Genomic DNA, 16,901 nt, shown 5'->3' on the forward strand with positions numbered 1-16,901 from the left:
TTCTTTGATGTGCAAACCCGCCCACGCCAGGCTCCCGAAGATCCGGGTCCGCCGGTCCAAGGGAGCGTCCCCCCACCGGGGGGAAGGCGCGCAGCGCCGCAGGGGGGGTTAGAAACCCTTGCCTTCCTCAGCCAGCTTCACCAGCAATGGTGCAGGCTCCCAGGTGGGGGCGGCACCGGGCTCGGCGGCAAAGCGGCGCAGGGCGCGCACGACGTTGGGCAAACCCACCTCTTCGGCATAGCGCATCGGGCCACCGCGGCGTGCCGGGAAGCCGTAGCCGTTGAGGTAGACCAGGTCGATGTCGGAAGCGCGGGCGGCAATGCCCTCTTCGAGAATCTTGGCGCCTTCGTTCACCAGCGCGTATGCACAGCGCTCGATGACTTCTTCGTCGCTGATCTTGCGTGGTGTGATGCCTTTTTCCTTGCGGAACGCATCGATGAGTTCGGTGGTGACAGGGTCGACAATCGGCTTGCGCACACCGGCTTCGTAGCGGTACCAGCCTGCGCCCGTCTTCTGGCCGAAGCGGCCCATCTCGCACAGCTTGTCGGCGATGATGGGTTCGAAAGGCTTGCCCGCTTCTTCGGCCTTGCGCTTTCGCGTGGCCCAGCCAATGTCCAGACCGGCCAGGTCGCCGACGCGGTAGGGGCCCATGGCAAAGCCAAAGGTTTCCAGGGCTTTGTCGATCTGCTGGGGCGATGCGCCAGCCAGCACCAGGCCGTAGGCGGCAGCACCATAGAGCGCCAGCATGCGGTTGCCGATGAAGCCGTCGCAAACACCCGAGACAACAGCCACCTTCTTGATCTTCTTGCCCAGTTTCATGGCAGTGGCCAGCACGTCCTTGGCGGTTTTCTCGCCGCGAACGATCTCCAGCAGGCGCATCACATTGGCCGGGCTGAAGAAGTGCAGGCCAATGACGTCTTCAGGGCGCTTGGTGAAGCTGGCAATCTTGTTGACGTCCAGATAAGAAGTGTTGGAAGCCAGGATGCAACCAGGCTTGCAGACTTCGTCCAGCTTGGTGAAGACCGCTTCCTTGACTTCCATCTTCTCGAACACAGCTTCGATGACCAGATCCACTTCCTTGAAGGCGTCATAGCTCAGGGTGGGCGTGATCAAGCCCATGCGCTCTTCCACTTGCTCTTGGGTGAGCTTGCCCTTCTTTGCGCTGTTCTCGTAGTTCTTGCGGATGGTGCCCAGGCCACGATCCAGCGCTTCCTGTGCGGTTTCCAGCAGCACGACCGGAATGCCGATGTTCAGGAAGTTCATGGTGATGCCGCCACCCATGGTGCCGGCACCCACCACGCCCACCTTTTGGATGTCGCGAATGGGTGTGTCGGCCGGAATGTCGGGCAGCTTGCCGGCGGCACGCTCGGCAGCAAAGATGTGACGCAGGGCGCGCGACTCGGGCGTTTGCATCAGCGAGAGGAACGCGGTGCGCTCGCGCTTGCAGCCTTCGTCGAACGGCAGTTTGACCGAGTCGGCCACCGACTCGACGCAAGCCATCGGGCCGGGCATGCCCTTGGAGGCCACCTTGACCGAGTTGCGGGCGAACTGCAGGAAAGCGTCGGCATCCGGTGCATTCACCTTCAAGTCGCGGATGCGGCGGATGGGGCGCTGCTCGGCCACCAGGTTCTCGGCGAACGCCACCGCAGCGTCCACGACCTTGTCGTCCACCAGTTCATCGACCAATGCGGTGCCCACGAAGGTGGCGGCCTTTTGCGGGTTGCCTGAGACGATCATGTTCAGCGCGGGCTCCAGGCCAATGGCGCGGGGCAGGCGCTGGGTGCCGGTGGCGCCGGGCAGCAAGCCGAGTTTGACTTCGGGCAGACCAAAAGTGGCGTCGGTCTTGGCGACACGGAAGTGGCAACCCATGGCCAGTTCCAGACCGCCACCCAGTGCGTGTCCTGCCATGGCTGCGACGACGGGCTTCTCCGCGCCTTCCAGCGCACGGATGACATCGGGCAGGTTGGGCGCCATGCCGGATTTGGGGGTGCCGAACTCTTTCACGTCAGCGCCGCCGGAGAACACCTGCTCGCCACCCGTGACCACGATGGCCTTGACAGCATCATCAGCCATCGCCTTGTCCAGGCCGGCGAGGATGCCGGTGCGCAGCGCATGGCCCAGGCCGTTGACGGGCGGGTTGTTCAGGGTCAGCACAGCCACTTGGCCGCGCAACGCGTAATCCACCGGGTTCATCAATATGTCTCCGTTTGCTTATGGGGTAGAAAGTTATGAAAGGAAACCAAATCGCATCTTATGCTAAGGGTAAACCATGGTCTGCTGTGCAGAACATGGTTCCAAAGACGAACGATAATAGCGGTAAACCAGATCAGCGTAAAGAACCTATGCACGACGAAGAACTCATTTCCCGCCGCGATATCGATTTCCAGCTTTATGAGATGCACGATGCCGAAGGCCTGCTGGGTCGGGAGCGCTACAGCGAGCACAACCGCGAAACTTTCGACGCCACGCTGGAAACCGCTGCACGCATGGCTGTCGAGCTGTTCGCACCGCATTGCCGCGCCTCTGATGAACAGGAGCCACAATTCGTCGACGGCAAGGTGGTCATGGTCGACGGCGTGAAGGAAGCCGTCAAGGCGTACTGTGATGCCGGCTTTCTGTCGGCCAGCGCAGACTTTGAATCCGGTGGCATGCAACTGCCGGTGTTGGTTTCGCAAGCTTGCCTGTCCTATTTCCGCAGCGCGAACATCGCCACCACGTCCTACGTGGGCCTGACCTCGTCGAATGCCAACGTCATTGAGAAGTTCGGCGGCGAAAAGCAGAAGGCGCGCTATTTGCAAGCGCTCAGGGAAGGGCGATTCTTCGGCACCATGGCGCTGACTGAACCCCAGGCGGGCTCCGGCCTGAGTGACCTCAAAACCTCAGCCACGCCGCAATCCGACGGCACCTACCTGATCAAAGGGCAGAAGATCTTCATCTCGGGTGGCGACCACGAGTTGAGCGACAACATCGTGCACCTGGTGCTGGCCCGCTTGCCGGATGCGCCCCCGGGCGTCAAAGGCATTTCGCTTTTCACCGTGCCCAAGTTTCACACCAGCGAACAAGGCGAAGTCGGCGAGCGAAACGATGTGGCACTGGCCGGCCTGATCCACAAATGCGGCTGGCGCGGCACCACCTCCACCATGCTGTCGTTCGGCGAAAAGGATGCCTGCGTGGGCGAGATCGTGGGCAAGCCGCACGAAGGCCTGGCCTGCATGTTCCACATGATGAACGAGGCACGCATCGGCGTTGGCATGGGCGCCATCATGCTGGGCTATCGCGGCTACCTGGCTTCGCTGAAGTACGCGCGCGAGCGTTTGCAAGGCCGGCATCCTGCAGACAAAAATCCGTTGTCTCCGCCGCTGGCACTGATCGAACATGCCGACGTCAAGCGGATGCTGCTGGCGCAAAAGGCCTATGTCGAGGGTTCTTATGGTTTGGCGTTCTATGCAGCGCGTCTGGTGGATGAATCGCGTACGGCGCCTGACGAGGCTGAACGTGTCGAAGCTTCATTGCTGCTGGAGCTCCTCACGCCAGTGGTGAAGTCCTGGCCGTCGCAATGGTGCCTGGAAGCGAACTCGTTGGCGATCCAGATTCTGGGCGGCTACGGCTTCACGCGGGAGTTTCCGGTGGAGCAATACTGGCGTGACAACCGCCTCAACATGATCCACGAAGGCACGCACGGTATCCAGGCGCTGGACCTGCTGGGCCGAAAAGTCCTCATGAAAGACGGTGCGGCGCTCACAGCTTTCGACAAACAGGTGCAGCAGACGCTGGCCGAGGCGCAAAGCCTGCCGTCGCTTGAAGGCATGGCCGACCAGTTGGCCAAGGCTTGGCAAGACGTGATGGACACTGTGACGCACATGCGCCCGCTGATCCAGGCGGACCGCAATGGCGCGCTGGCCAATGCCAACCTGTTCCTGGAGGCCTTTGGCCATGCGGTGCTGGCCTGGACATGGTTGCGTCAAGCGGTGGTGGCCACACGCGGCCTGGCGGCAAACCCTTCTTCAGATAACGACGCGTTTTACCGAGGTAAGCTACAGGCATGCCAGTGGTTCTTCCGCTGGGAACTGCCCAAGACTCAAGAACAGTTGGCTTTGCTGCGCACGCTGGACGACACAACAGCTGCGATGCAGGACGACTGGTTCTGAGTGTCTCTCTGTCTCACGCTTCTCCTCTAACGCTTTGCCATGTCCGACTCGCCCACCGTGCCCGATGGTTTCCGAAAGCTCCCTGCCAAAGGAGAATCTTTCTTCCAGGTGCTGGGCGATCTCTACGGACGGGATCAGGCCGATGGCACCTTGCTGCTGGCCATGCGCATCCTGCCGCAACACGCCAACCGGCTGGGTATTCCCCACGGCGGCATGTTGGCGACCTTTGCCGATGGTGCGCTGGGCATCAACCTCAACCGGCTGCGCGGGCCGGAGATACCCATCGTGACCGTGAACCTGAGCCTGGACTACCTGTCGTCGGCCAAGGTAGGGGACTGGCTGGAAGCCCACGTGACGCCACGCAAACTGGGCAAGCAACTGGCCTTTGGCGATTGCGTGCTGATGGTGGGCGAGCGAGCGGTTCTTCGCGCCACCGGCGTGTTCTCGGCGGTGGCCAATCGCAAGGGTGTCGACCTCAGCGATGGATGATGGGCTGAGACCCATCTGATCTTCCGCACCAAATAGAAAAGGGCTGCAGTTCGTGCAGCCCTTTTTGCTGTGCCCACCACTCGGGGGAGGTCAATGCGGCATGGCGTCTTCAATCGCGTTGACCACCTCGATCAAGCGCGGCCGCACCTCATCGAGCAAGAACTCTGGCGACAGGTTGTATGACGGGCCGCCCACGTTGACCGCCATCATCGGCAAACCATTGCCTGGGTCGAATGCCCGGGCAATGCCGTTGACGTCGGCATGCCAGTCGCCAAAAGAGCAGGTCACGCCATAGCGCGCATAGTCTTTCATCGAGGCATTGATGCCGTTCTGGATCTTGGGCCAGGCCTCGGGGTCCTTCTCGCGGATTTCCTGCATGACCGCGTTGCGCTCTTCGTCGTTCACCGCAGCGAGCCATGCGCGGCCAATGGCCGAAGTGGCCAGCGGCATGCGCGAACCGACGTCCAGGGTCAAAGTGAGTGCTGCGGAACTGCGGCAGTTCTCCACGTAGATCATGGACATCTTGTCGCGTACGCCGAGTGAGACGGCAGCACCCGACATGTTGGCCAAGTCCTGCATCATGGGGCGCGCAATCTTGCGCACGTCCAGGCGGGTGAGCAGGGCGCTTCCCAGTGCCAGGCAGGCTGTTCCAAGGCGGTAGCGGCCGCTCTCGGGCACATGAATCAGGTAGCCGAGCTTGGTCAGCGTCATCGTCAGGCGCGAGACAGTTGACTTGGGCAGACTGCATCGTTGCGCAAGCTCCTGATTGCTCAGCGTCACCTCGCCCGTGCGGAAGCAGGCCAGAACTTCCAGCCCTCGTGCCAGTGCGGTCACGAAATGGCGATCTTCTTTGGGTTTGGGGGCTCTGGAGGGCTTTTTGGCGCCCAAAGACGGCTTTTGGCTGTCGTCTCCCAGATGCTGCTCCTCACCCGATTCGGCAAGTTTTGCAGTCAAAATGGAACTCCGTTCTGCAGTGGAGTCCTGACTTTACCGCGAACCTCTCGTGGTTTTGTCCCATAACGACTAGGGATTACCCAAAAAAATCGGGGCCTGAGCCCCGATTCTTCTATTTGCAACACTGTTCGCGGCGTGTGCTCACAGCGCCTTGACCAGCTCAGGCACGGCCTCGAACAGGTCGGCTTCCAGGCCGTAGTCGGCCACGCTGAAGATCGGGGCTTCGGGGTCCTTGTTGATCGCCACGATCACCTTGGAATCCTTCATGCCGGCCAGGTGCTGGATGGCGCCGGAGATGCCCGCGGCCACGTACAGCTGAGGCGCGACGATCTTGCCCGTCTGGCCCACCTGCAGGTCGTTGGGCGCGTAGCCGGCGTCCACCGCTGCGCGGCTGGCACCGATGGCGGCGCCGAGCTTGTCGGCCAGCGGCGTCATCACTTCGTTGAACTTTTCGCTGCTGCCCAGCGCACGACCACCGGAGACGATGATCTTGGCGGCCGTCAGCTCAGGGCGGTCGCTCTTGGCCAGCTCGCTGCCCACAAAGCTGCTCTTGCCCAGGCCAGCGGTGGCTGCAGGGGTGTCCACTGCAGCACTGCCACCGGAAGCCGCAGCGGCATCAAAGCCGGTGGTGCGCACGGTGATGACCTTCTTGGCGTCGCTGCTTTGCACAGTGGCGATGGCGTTGCCGGCGTAGATGGGGCGCTCGAAGGTGTCGGCGCTCACCACCTTGGTGATGTCGCTGATCTGGGCCACATCGAGCTTGGCCGCCACGCGCGGGGCAATGTTCTTGCCGCTGGCCGTGGCCGGGAACAGGATGTGCTCATAGTCGCCTGCGATGGCCAGCACTTGCGCGGCCACCTCTTCAGCCAGGCCGTGGGCCAGGGCGTCGGCGTCCACATGGATCACCTTGGCCACACCGGCGATTTGTGCGGCAGCCGCAGCGGCGCCACCAGCGTTGTGACCGGCCACCAGCACATGAACATCACCCCCACAAGCCGCGGCGGCCGTGACAGTGTTGAGCGTGGCGCCCTTGATCGAAGCGTTGTCGTGTTCTGCAATAACCAAAGAAGTCATGACAGGATTTCCTTAAATTCTTGATAGCTTTAAAACCAGATACAGACCGAGTACCAGTGACTCGAACCACCAGGAACCCGAAGATCCGGCTTCGCCGGTCCAAAGGGTTCGCCCCCCTTCCAGGGGGAGCGGGCTGTGCCCGCGCGGGGGGTCAGATCACCTTTGCTTCGTTCTTGAGCTTGTCCACCAGCGTGGCCACGTCCGGCACCTTGATACCAGCGCTGCGCTGTGGCGGCTCGCTGACCTTGAGCGTCTTCAAGCGCGGAGCCACGTCCACACCCAGATCTTCCGGCGTGACGGTCTCCATTGGCTTCTTCTTGGCCTTCATGATGTTGGGCAGCGTCACATAGCGCGGCTCATTCAGGCGCAAGTCGGTGGTGATGACCGCCGGCATGGCGACGGAGAGCGTTTCCAGACCACCGTCGATCTCGCGGGTGACCTTGGCCTTGTCGCCCTCGACTTCCACTTTGGAGGCAAAAGTGGCTTGCGGCATGTCGGCCAGGGCGGCGAGCATCTGGCCGGTCTGGTTGGCGTCGTCGTCGATTGCCTGCTTGCCCAGGATCACCAGCTGCGGCTGCTCTTTGTCCACCAGGGCCTTGAGCAGCTTGGCCACGGCCAGGGGTTGCAGCTCGGCGTCGGTCTGCACCAGGATGGAACGGTCGGCACCGATGGCCATGGCCGTGCGCAGGGTTTCCTGGCACTGCTGAACACCGCAAGAGACGGCGATCACTTCAGTGACCACGCCTTTTTCTTTCAGACGCACGGCTTCTTCCACCGCAATCTCGTCAAACGGGTTCATGCTCATCTTGACGTTGGCAATGTCAACGTCGGTGTTGTCGCTTTTGACACGCACCTTCACGTTGTAGTCCACCACGCGTTTGACGGGGACGAGAACTTTCATCTGGGTCTCCTTGCTTTGATCAGACCTGCCAGGCAGGCCATGAAAGGGATTGAACAGGTATCGAAAAAAGGAAAAGGGCGCGGAACCATCACTGGTGCACACCCGCTGCCTGAGCGCCTTTACTCAGACGGAATTCATGTATTGCTCTCGCAGCTCTCGCTTGAGCACTTTGCCAATGGCGCTGCGCGGCAATTCAGCCACCAGCGCGGTGTCAATGAGGCGCTGTGTCTTGGCACATCTCTGGTTGTGCCATTCGGTGAGCGCTGCTGCGCTGATATTGTGCCCGGGTTTCAGTACCACGAAGGCCAACGGGCTCTCGCCCCACTGCTCAGAGGGTACACCAACCACTGCGGCTTCCTGCACGTCAGGATGTCCGCGCAGCAGCGCTTCCAGATCGCTCGGGTAAATGTTGAATCCGCCCGAGATGATCATGTCCTTGCGGCGATCCATCAGAACCAGAAACCCGTCTTCATCGAAGCGACCGACGTCGCCTGTGCGGATGAAACGTTTGCCGTCAGGCGCGTGCCACTCTGCCTCACGGGTTTTTTCTGGCTGCTTGTGGTAGCCCGTCATCATGCCGCCGGAATGGCCCACCACTTCACCGATCTCACCGGGCGCAACCTCCACTCCTTCCTCATCGATGAGGCGAATGTCGTGGTTGGAGGCTGGCGGCCCCACTGTGTGGAGCTTCTCAGGGTGCTCATGGGCATTGAGGATGCAAGTGCCACCGCCTTCGGTCATGCCGTAGAACTCCACCAGTCCGCCAGGCCAGCGCTTGAGCACGTCGGACTTCAGCGCGGCGTTGAACGGCGCGCTGGTGCAGAACTTCATCTGGAAATGGCTGAGGTCAAAGCGGTCGAAATCTTCCACGGCCATGATGCGCTGGTATTGCACCGGCACCAGCATGGTGTGGGTGATGTGTTCGCTGCTGGCGATTTCCAGGTAGCGCAGGGCGTTGAACCTGGGCATCAAGTGCACGCAGCCACCAAATGCGATGGTGGGGAAGAACACCACCAGTGTGGTGTTGGAGTAGAGCGGCGTGGACAACAGGGTTTGCGACTGCTCGCTGTAGCCATAGACCGCGCCACGGCACACATGGAGCCAGCGCATACCGTGCGATTGCACGATGCCCTTCGGTACCCCGGTGGTGCCCGATGAGTAGATGATGTTGAAAGGGTCTGCCGGGTCGACGTCGACTGGGGTGGGTGAGCGTCCTTCGGGCGCCAGCCATTGGCTGAAGTTCAGGCCATCCTCTGCATCATCGAGCCAGACGCAGGCGCCCGCTTCGGTGGGCGAGAGCAAGTCGGCAGCCGAAGCATCGACAAAGAAGGCACGCGCTTCGGCGTCCTCTCGCATTTGCGCCAATTGCTCTCGTGTGACGGAGGGTGCGATAGGCGCGACGACCACACCTGCGCGCAATGCACCCAGGTAGAGCGCAGCGTACCGCACAGAGTTCGCCGCGCAGATGGCGATGGCGTCGCCTTTGGTGGCGCCATCGCGCTGCAATGCAGCAGCCACCCGGTCCATCAAGGCGTCCAGCTCGCGCCAGGTCAGGCTGGCCTGATGGTCGCGCAGCGCCACTGCCTCCGGCTGCTCACGGGCGTGAGCACCGACACATGCGGCGATGGTGTCAAAGGGTGAATCGATCGTGATGGTTGGCATGGAGGCGCGCAGCAGGGTTGCTTGCTCAGGTGACCTGACCCAAGGCGATGTAGCGCGCGAGGTGATGGTCTTCATCGCCGAGCTGGTGATCAATCATGACCAGCCGCTTGGCATAGTGCGCCATGGGTAGCTCCCAGGTCATGCCAATGCCACCGTGCAACTGAATGCACTCTTCAGCCACCAGCGTACCGATGCGTCCGATGGAGAACTTGGCCGCTGACAACGCGCGTTCCCGGGAGGTGCGGTCCTCGCCCATGGCGGCCGCGGCATTGATCACCGCAGAGCGCGCCTGCTCAATCTCCAGCAGCACATCCGCCATGCGGTGTTGCAGGGCCTGGAAGCTTCCAATCGGCACGCCAAACTGTTTGCGGGTTCGCAGATATTCCAGCGTGTGCTCTTTGGCCACGCCCATGGCGCCCACGGCTTCTGCGCAGAGGGCCAGAATGCCCCAGCCGACCGCGAGTTCGAGCACGCCATGACCTTCGCCAGCCTGGCCGAGCAAAGCGCCGGCACCGACCTTCACGCCTTTCAGCTCGACTTCGGCGGCACGGCCGCCATCGACCCGGCCATAGCCTGTGACGTTCACACCAGCGGCATCGGTGGCAACCAGAAAGAGGGAAATACCTGCTTCGTCGTCCACGTCTCCACTCGTGCGGGCGCTGACCAGCATCTGGCCTGCCTGTTCGGCAAACAACACCACTGCTTTGCGACCATTGAGCACATAGCCATCACCATCGGCCTTGGCTGTGGTGGCCACATGCGCCAGCTCATAGTGGCCGCCGGCCTCATCATGAGCGAGAGTTGCGATGACGCTGCCGTCCATGATGCCTTCCAGGCCTTCTTTCTGGGCGTCAGTTCCGGCAGCGAGCACAGCGCGGCCGACGACGAGTGCGCCCAGGAAAGGCTCGATCGACAAACCCTTGCCCAGGCTTTCGAACACGACAGAAACGTCAAAGCCGTCGCCGCCAAAGCCGCCGGCATCTTCGGGGAAGAGGGCGCCGATGGCACCGACTTCGGCCAGGCCAGACCACACTCTCTCGCTGTAGCCTTGGGAGGAGGCTGCCGCTTCGTGGCGCGCTTCGATCGGGTTTTGCTCAGACAAAAAGCGGTCGAGCGTGTCGGCGAGCATGCGCCGGTCTTCGGTATGTTCAAAGTTCATGGCTGTTCCTCGCTGCGCCGCTCAAAGGCCGAGAATCATCTTGGAAATGATGTTCTTCTGGATTTCGTTGGAGCCGCCAAAGATCGACAGCTTGCGGTAGTTGAAGTAGGCCGAAGCGGCAGACGCTGCCTCTTCCGGACCCACCTGCGGGCCGTCATACCCGGCATGCAGTGCCTCTTCAATGAAGGGGAGGGCGTAGACGCCCATGGCCTTTCGCATGAGCGCGAGCAGCTCCTGACGAATCTCGGTGCCACGGATCTTGAGCATGGAGCTTTCTGCGCCCGGCACACCGCCACCGGCCACGGCAGCGATGACGCGCAGGTTGGTGGTCTTCATGTTCTCCAGGTCGATCTCCACCTTCGCCAGGCGCGCAGCAAACATCGGGTCTTGTGACAGTGGCTTGCCCTTGTGCATGACGCGGTCTGCCGCGATTTTGACCTTTTCCAGCCCGGCGACGGAGAAACCCACGCCGGCGATGTTGGTGCGCTCGTAGGTGAGCAGGTATTTGGCGCAGGTCCAGCCCTTGTCCTCTTCGCCCACCAGGTTCTCGACAGGTACCTTGACGTCGGTGAAGAAAACCTCGTTGACCTCGTGCTCGCCGTCAAGCGTGATGATGGGGCGCACTTCCACGCCCGGCGTGTTCATGTCGATCAGCAGGAAGCTGATGCCCTGTTGCTTCTTGACCTCGGTGTTGGTGCGCACCAGGCAGAAGATCATGTTGGCGTGGTGACCCAGCGTGGTCCAGGTCTTCTGGCCATTGACGATGTAGTGATCGCCCTCGCGCACAGCGGTGGTCTTCACCGCGGCCAGATCGGAGCCGGCGCCTGGCTCGGAGTAGCCCTGGCACCACCAGTCCTCGCCATTGAGGATACGGGGCAGCCAGTATTTCTGCTGTGCTTCGTTGCCGTACTTGATCAGCACCGGGCCCAGCATGCTCAGGCCGAACGGCACGATGCGGGGTGCGCCAGCCAGTGCGCATTCGTTTTCAAAGATGAACTTCTGAACGGCACTCCAGCCCGGGCCACCCCATTGCTCTGGCCAGTGGTTGGCCAGCCAGCCGCGTTCGTTGAGGATGGCGTGCCATTCCTCCATGTCGGCCTTGCTCAGACGCAAGCCTTGCTTGACTTTGGAAGAGAGGCGCTCGGGCAGTTTTTCCCGAAGAAAGCCCAGCACTTCGGTGCGAAAGGCTTCTTCTTCGGAGGTGAAGTTCAAATCCATGTGGGTTCCTTGAGGGAAGGCATGTCTCCGGGCCATCTGCTTTGTGCTGGGCACTGGCAAAGGCAAATGGACAACGTTTTTATATGCAGACTAATGTTCTGCAGTGCAGATTATGACGATTTTGACACCGATGGGCAAGCTGCCCATGTCGCGCAGGTGAAATGGGCGGGCGTTTGCCACCATTGCATTGTTGTGGAAATGGCGAGTCCCGCGGATGCGGCAAACCCCGGGGCTTGGCGGGGTCGGCACCTGACATGCCCAAGAAAAAGCCTCACCGCCGAATCCGGGGGTGAGGCTTGCTGGCGGTGCGGCTCTGCCGATCAGGCCGTCGGTCAGTAGTGCGGAGGAGTGTCGTCGCGAAGGCTGCGAAAAACAGCCTGGCCCTCGTCGTCCTTGCGCTGGCGCAGACTTTGCACCTCGCGGGTCAGCCAGTCGATCTGGTCCTGTTGCCTGGCCACCAGGTCGTTCAGTGTTTCAAGCAGGTCTTCGGCGTAGCTCAGCTTGATCTCGAGCTGGGTCACACGGTCGTCCCGATCGTTGTTCATGGTGCTCACTTGCAGACCTGGCCTTTGCTGTCTCTCTATCTCTCTGTCTATCTCTGGATGATCACGCGGGCAGGAAGCCGTCTACGGACAGGTAACGCTCACCAGTGTCGTAGTTGAAACCCAGCACCTTGGCGCCTTCAGGCAGTTCCGGCAGCTTTTGCGCAATGGCGGCCAGCGTGGCGCCAGACGAAATGCCCACGAGCATGCCTTCCTCTGCCGCGCTTCGCCGCGCCATTTCCTTGGCTGGCTCGGCATCGACCTTGATCACGCCGTCGAGCAAATCGGTTTTGAGGTTGCCTGGGATGAAGCCGGCACCAATGCCCTGGATGGGGTGTGGAGCTGGGTCGCCACCGGAGATGACCGGGGAGGCAGCTGGCTCAACAGCAAACACCTTGAGCTGTGGCCACTTTTCCTTGAGTACCTTGGCGCAGCCGCTGAGGTGGCCGCCCGTGCCCACGCCGGTGATCAGGACATCCAGGCCATCGGGGAAGTCGGCGATGATCTCCTTCGCCGTCGTGCGTACATGCACATCCATGTTGGCCGGGTTGTTGAACTGCTGAGGCATCCAGGCGCCCGGTGTGGCCGCCACCAGCTCTTCGGCGCGGGCAATGGCACCCTTCATGCCCTTTTCGCGCGGCGTCAGGTCGAAGCTGGCGCCATAGGCCAGCATCAGGCGGCGGCGCTCGATGGACATGCTCTCTGGCATGACCAGCACGAGCTTGTAGCCTTTGACGGCGGCGACCATGGCCAGGCCCACGCCCGTGTTGCCAGAGGTAGGTTCGACGATGGTGCCACCCGGCTTGAGCGCGCCGGAGGCTTCGGCGTCTTCAATCATGGCCAGGGCGATGCGGTCCTTGATGGATCCGCCCGGGTTGCTGCGTTCGCTCTTGATCCAGACCTCCTGCTTGGCATCACCGAACAGGCGGTTGATGCGAACGTGGGGGGTCTGGCCAATGGTTTCCAGGATGTTGCTGGCTTTCATGGGTGTTTTTCTCCTCTCGTCGCCGTACTGGAATGCGCGGCGCATGGTTCACTCAAAAATGATCAGTGGTGAAGTTTAGGGCCATCGCCCAGGGTCCCCGGCTCAATCTTCTGAAGCTTTGTGATCGATGGAGGCAGAATTCATGCAGTAGCGCAGGTGCGTGGGCGAGGGGCCATCTTCAAACACATGGCCCAGGTGTGCGCCACACTGGCTGCAAACGGTTTCCGTTCGCACCATGCCATGGCTGCGATCCGAAATCTCCGTGATGGCACCGGGAATGGCTTTCCAGAAACTGGGCCAGCCACAGCCGGCATCGAACTTGGTGCCAGCGTCGAACAAATGGTTGCCACAGCAAATGCAGTGGTAGCTGCCATCGGCCCAGACCTGCTCGTACTTGCCGGAGAACGGTCGCTCCGTGTAGGCCTGTCGGGTCACCTCGAAGGCACCGGGCTCTGCGCCTTTCTCGGCGAGCAGGGCGCGCCATTCGTCGTCGGTCTTCTGGATCGGGAACTGTGACATGGGTGGGCAGTCCTTCAAACGCAAAACGTCCAATTGTGACCGAGCGCATTTCCACATGCTGACGTCGCGGACATTCGGGCGAACCCGCTAGCACTCTGCTACAAATCTGGGGCATGATTGCGAACGACTGTTCGTTTTTATCAACTGCCACATCCGAAAATAAGGAGACACCAATGCTCGGGCAGATGCAAAGCCAGCCGCTGCTGATTTCCAGCCTCATCGTTCACGCTGATCGCCACCATGGCGAAGGTGAGATCGTGTCGCGGCGGGTAGAGGGAGATATTCACCGCACGACCTGGGCCGAAGTGGCCCGTCGTTCCCGCCAGCTTGCCAATGCCTTGGGCGGGCTGAAGCTCAATTTCGGGGATCGCGTCGGCACCATTGCCTGGAACGGCTATCGCCATCTGGAGCTGTACTTTGGCGTGAGTGGCTCAGGCCATGTACTGCACACGCTGAACCCGCGCCTGCACCCGGAGCAACTCGCCTGGATCATCAACCATGCAGGTGATTCGGTCATTTGCTTTGACATGACCTTCCTGCCACTGGTGCAGGCCGTGGCGGCCAATTGCCCCACCGTCAAGCACTGGATCGCCCTGTGCGACGCGGATGCCCTGCCAGCCGAGAGCAAACTCCCCAACCTCCACAGCTACGAAGCCTTGCTGGCGGCTCAGTCCGATACCTATGTGTGGCCCGAGTTCGATGAGAACAGTGCCTCGAGCATGTGCTACACCAGTGGCACCACGGGCAACCCCAAGGGTGCGGTGTACTCGCACCGTTCGACCTTGCTTCATGCCTATGCAGGCGCCCTGCCGGATGCCCTGAGTCTGAGTGCACGCGATGCCATCTTGCCGGTGGTGCCGATGTTTCACGTCAATGCCTGGGGCCTGCCTTACTCGGCAGCTGCCACCGGAGCCAAGCTTGTGTTCCCCGGACCGGCCATGGACGGAAAGTCGGTCTACGAACTGATCGAGGCAGAAAAAGTGACCATGGCGGCCGGCGTGCCCACCGTCTGGCAGATGTTGCTGGGCCACATGCAGCAGCAGGGCCTCAAGTTCAGCACGCTCAACCGCACGGTCATTGGCGGCTCTGCCTGCCCGCCTGCCATGATTGCGGCGTTCAACGACCAGTACAACGTGGATGTGCTGCACGCCTGGGGCATGACCGAAATGTCGCCACTGGGCACAGTCTGCACCTTGAAAAATGCGCAGACCAGCCTGCCCCGGGAAGAGCAGAACAAGATCCGCCTCAAGCAGGGCCGGGCCATCTACGGCGTCGACATGAAGATCGTCGACGAGGCCGGCAAGGAGCTTCCATGGGACGGCAAAACCTATGGTGACTTGCTGGTGCGTGGACCCTGGATCATTTCCAGTTACTTCAAGGGTGAGGGCGGAGATCCGTTGCAATACGACGCTGACGGCCTGGGCTGGTTCCCCACGGGAGACGTGGCCACCATTGACGCGGACGGCTTCATGCAGATCACCGATCGCAGCAAGGACGTGATCAAGTCCGGCGGCGAATGGATCAGTTCCATTGACATCGAGAACATCGCCATGGCCCATCCGGCCGTGGCGATGGCCGCCTGTGTGGGCATGCCACACCCCAAGTGGGATGAGCGGCCGATTGTGGTGGTGGTGAAAAAGCCTGACGCGCAGGTGGAGAAGGACGAGTTGCTCAAGTTCTATGAGGGACGTACAGCCAAGTGGCAGATCCCGGATGACGTGGTATTTGTGGACGCCATTCCTTTGGGCGCCACGGGCAAGATGCAGAAGATGGCCCTGCGCGAGCAGCTCAAGGACTACAAACTGCCCACTGCCTGACCCGCACGATGCCAAACGCCTGGAGTCGCCGCCAATGGCTGTCGTACCTGGCAGGCTTGGGGATGGCGGCCCGGGCGCTGCCTGCACAGGCGGCCTGGTGGAACGATCAGCGCCAGCGACTGAAGCTGGCGTTCATTGATCCGCTGACCGGCCCGGCGGGCGATATCGGTCGGCATTGCCTGCACAGCTGGCAGTACATCGCCGAAGGTCTGGGGCGTGTCGAGCCTCATGCCTCTGCGCTCAGGATCGACTTGGCGCCGTTTGACAACAGCGCATCCCCACGGGAAAGCCTCAAGGCACTCAAGGTAGCGATCGATCAGGGCTTTCGGATCATCTTGCAGGGCAATGGTTCGGGCGTGACGGCTGCGCTGGCAGCGGCCATCGACCGGCACAACCTGCGGAACCCGGCCGATCCGGTGATCCTGATCAACTATGCCTCGATGGACCCGGCGCTGACCCGCGGCCAGTGCAGTCCATGGCACTATCGAGTGGACGCCGATACCGCCATGAAGGTCCAGGCCCTGTCCCGGTACCTCGAGGAAGACACAGTCCATCGTTCGGTCTACTTGCTCAACCAGAACTACGCACACGGCCAGCAGGTTTCTGCCTATGCGCAGCAAGCCCTGTCAAGGCGACAAGGCATGCAGGTGGTAGGGGACGAACTGCATGTGCCGTTTGTGCTGGGCAGCTTTGACAAGCAGGTGGAGAAGATCCGTGAATCAGGGGCCACGGCATTGATCACTGCCAACTGGGGGGCTGACCTTCGGCGTCTGGTCGATTCGTTGCACGCGGTGGACTATCCGCTGGCAGTATTCACCTACTACGGCAGCCTCATGGGAACGCCTGGCGCGCTTGCCAGCAAGCAAGTCAATTCTCGTCTGGATGTGTTCCAGGTCAGTGGCTTTCACTCCAGTCATCCCGGTCCGTGGCCCGCTTTCCAGGAGAAGTTCCGACGCCGGTTCGACGAGGACTTCGTCACCTTTGCCTGCGTGGATGGCATGCAGATGCTGCTTCGCGCTGTCCGGGCCGCAGGCAGTACACGTGTGTCGGCGCTCGTTCCACACCTGGAAGGCATTCGTTTCGACGGACACGACGGTGTGGTCAGCATGCGCGCCTCCGACCATCAGCTGATTCGACCGGTATACGTCTCGCGCTGGGTTCCGGTGAGCAAGGCTTATCCGCACGACTGCGAATCCACAGGGTTCACGTTTGCGCCAGTGCGAAAGTTCAACGCTGGCGAGATGAATCTACCGGCGCAATGCGACATGACTTTGCAGCAGGGCTGAGCTTGCATATGTACCGGCACAACACACAGGGTTTCCACTCAAAAAGCGATGGCGCTCAGCGCAGTGCGAGCGCTTCGAAGTCGCATTGGCGATAGCAGCTAGGGCAATCCCTGTGTGAACAGCTGCGGTCGGAAGGTTACGCTGAGG

At 61.4% G+C, this 16,901-nt stretch carries 14 protein-coding genes; 4 read left to right on the forward strand and 10 right to left on the reverse strand.

Features of this window, described 5'->3' with window-relative positions; translation table 11 throughout:
* Positions 1 to 108 precede the first annotated feature (108 nt).
* Positions 109 to 2,193 carry a 3-hydroxyacyl-CoA dehydrogenase NAD-binding domain-containing protein gene (locus ABWV89_RS00800; RefSeq protein ID WP_353393278.1) on the reverse strand — a complete coding sequence of 695 codons (2,085 nt, stop codon included), beginning with the start codon at positions 2,191 to 2,193 and terminating at the stop codon, positions 109 to 111.
* A 149-nt stretch (positions 2,194 to 2,342) separates the two neighbouring features.
* On the opposite strand from ABWV89_RS00800, the gene ABWV89_RS00805 reads away from it, so the two are divergent.
* Both ABWV89_RS00805 and ABWV89_RS00810 read left to right on the forward strand, forming a co-directional pair.
* Positions 2,343 to 4,148, forward strand: coding sequence for an acyl-CoA dehydrogenase (locus ABWV89_RS00805; protein ID WP_353393280.1), 1,806 nt, complete (start codon positions 2,343 to 2,345; stop codon positions 4,146 to 4,148).
* Between the two features lie 39 nt (positions 4,149 to 4,187).
* Complete coding sequence (locus ABWV89_RS00810; protein ID WP_353393282.1) at positions 4,188 to 4,637, forward strand: PaaI family thioesterase; 450 nt, start codon at positions 4,188 to 4,190, stop codon at positions 4,635 to 4,637.
* A gap of 90 nt (positions 4,638 to 4,727) precedes the next feature.
* Here the strand turns inward: ABWV89_RS00810 and ABWV89_RS00815 are convergent, their stop codons facing one another.
* The 9 genes from ABWV89_RS00815 to msrB all read right to left on the reverse strand — a co-directional run bounded on the left by ABWV89_RS00815 (position 4,728) and on the right by msrB (position 13,651).
* The gene (locus ABWV89_RS00815; protein ID WP_353395112.1) at positions 4,728 to 5,525 is read right to left on the reverse strand and encodes an IclR family transcriptional regulator; all 798 of its coding nucleotides are present in this window, start codon (positions 5,523 to 5,525) and stop codon (positions 4,728 to 4,730) included.
* Between the two features lie 207 nt (positions 5,526 to 5,732).
* Positions 5,733 to 6,665 carry an electron transfer flavoprotein subunit alpha/FixB family protein gene (locus ABWV89_RS00820; protein ID WP_353393284.1) on the reverse strand — a complete coding sequence of 311 codons (933 nt, stop codon included), beginning with the start codon at positions 6,663 to 6,665 and terminating at the stop codon, positions 5,733 to 5,735.
* A gap of 151 nt (positions 6,666 to 6,816) precedes the next feature.
* On the reverse strand, positions 6,817 to 7,566 hold the full coding sequence (locus ABWV89_RS00825; protein WP_353393286.1) for an electron transfer flavoprotein subunit beta/FixA family protein: 750 nt from the start codon (positions 7,564 to 7,566) through the stop codon (positions 6,817 to 6,819).
* A 123-nt stretch (positions 7,567 to 7,689) separates the two neighbouring features.
* Positions 7,690 to 9,228, reverse strand: a complete 1,539-nt coding sequence (locus ABWV89_RS00830; RefSeq protein WP_502903110.1) for a class I adenylate-forming enzyme family protein — start codon at positions 9,226 to 9,228, stop codon at positions 7,690 to 7,692.
* 25 nt (positions 9,229 to 9,253) lie between these two features.
* A complete protein-coding gene (locus tag ABWV89_RS00835; RefSeq protein WP_353393288.1) occupies positions 9,254 to 10,387 on the reverse strand; it encodes an acyl-CoA dehydrogenase family protein in 1,134 nt (377 codons plus the stop codon).
* Between the two features lie 21 nt (positions 10,388 to 10,408).
* On the reverse strand, positions 10,409 to 11,605 hold the full coding sequence (locus ABWV89_RS00840) for an acyl-CoA dehydrogenase family protein (protein ID WP_353393290.1): 1,197 nt from the start codon (positions 11,603 to 11,605) through the stop codon (positions 10,409 to 10,411).
* A 332-nt stretch (positions 11,606 to 11,937) separates the two neighbouring features.
* Positions 11,938 to 12,150, reverse strand: a complete 213-nt coding sequence (locus ABWV89_RS00845) for a SlyX family protein (protein ID WP_353393292.1) — start codon at positions 12,148 to 12,150, stop codon at positions 11,938 to 11,940.
* Between the two features lie 61 nt (positions 12,151 to 12,211).
* A complete protein-coding gene (cysK, locus tag ABWV89_RS00850) occupies positions 12,212 to 13,132 on the reverse strand; it encodes a cysteine synthase A (protein WP_353393293.1) in 921 nt (306 codons plus the stop codon).
* Between the two features lie 102 nt (positions 13,133 to 13,234).
* Entirely contained in the window at positions 13,235 to 13,651 is a 417-nt protein-coding gene (gene msrB / locus ABWV89_RS00855) for a peptide-methionine (R)-S-oxide reductase MsrB (protein ID WP_353393295.1), read from the reverse strand.
* Between the two features lie 173 nt (positions 13,652 to 13,824).
* On the opposite strand from msrB, the gene ABWV89_RS00860 reads away from it, so the two are divergent.
* Positions 13,825 to 15,468, forward strand: a complete 1,644-nt coding sequence (locus tag ABWV89_RS00860) for a 3-(methylthio)propionyl-CoA ligase (RefSeq protein ID WP_353393297.1) — start codon at positions 13,825 to 13,827, stop codon at positions 15,466 to 15,468.
* An 8-nt stretch (positions 15,469 to 15,476) separates the two neighbouring features.
* Positions 15,477 to 16,754 carry an ABC transporter substrate-binding protein gene (locus tag ABWV89_RS00865; RefSeq protein ID WP_353393298.1) on the forward strand — a complete coding sequence of 426 codons (1,278 nt, stop codon included), beginning with the start codon at positions 15,477 to 15,479 and terminating at the stop codon, positions 16,752 to 16,754.
* The last annotated feature ends 147 nt before the right edge of the window (positions 16,755 to 16,901 follow it).

This window comes from Hydrogenophaga sp. 5NK40-0174 (assembly GCF_040372165.1).
Classification (GTDB): Bacteria; Pseudomonadota; Gammaproteobacteria; order Burkholderiales; family Burkholderiaceae_C; genus Hydrogenophaga.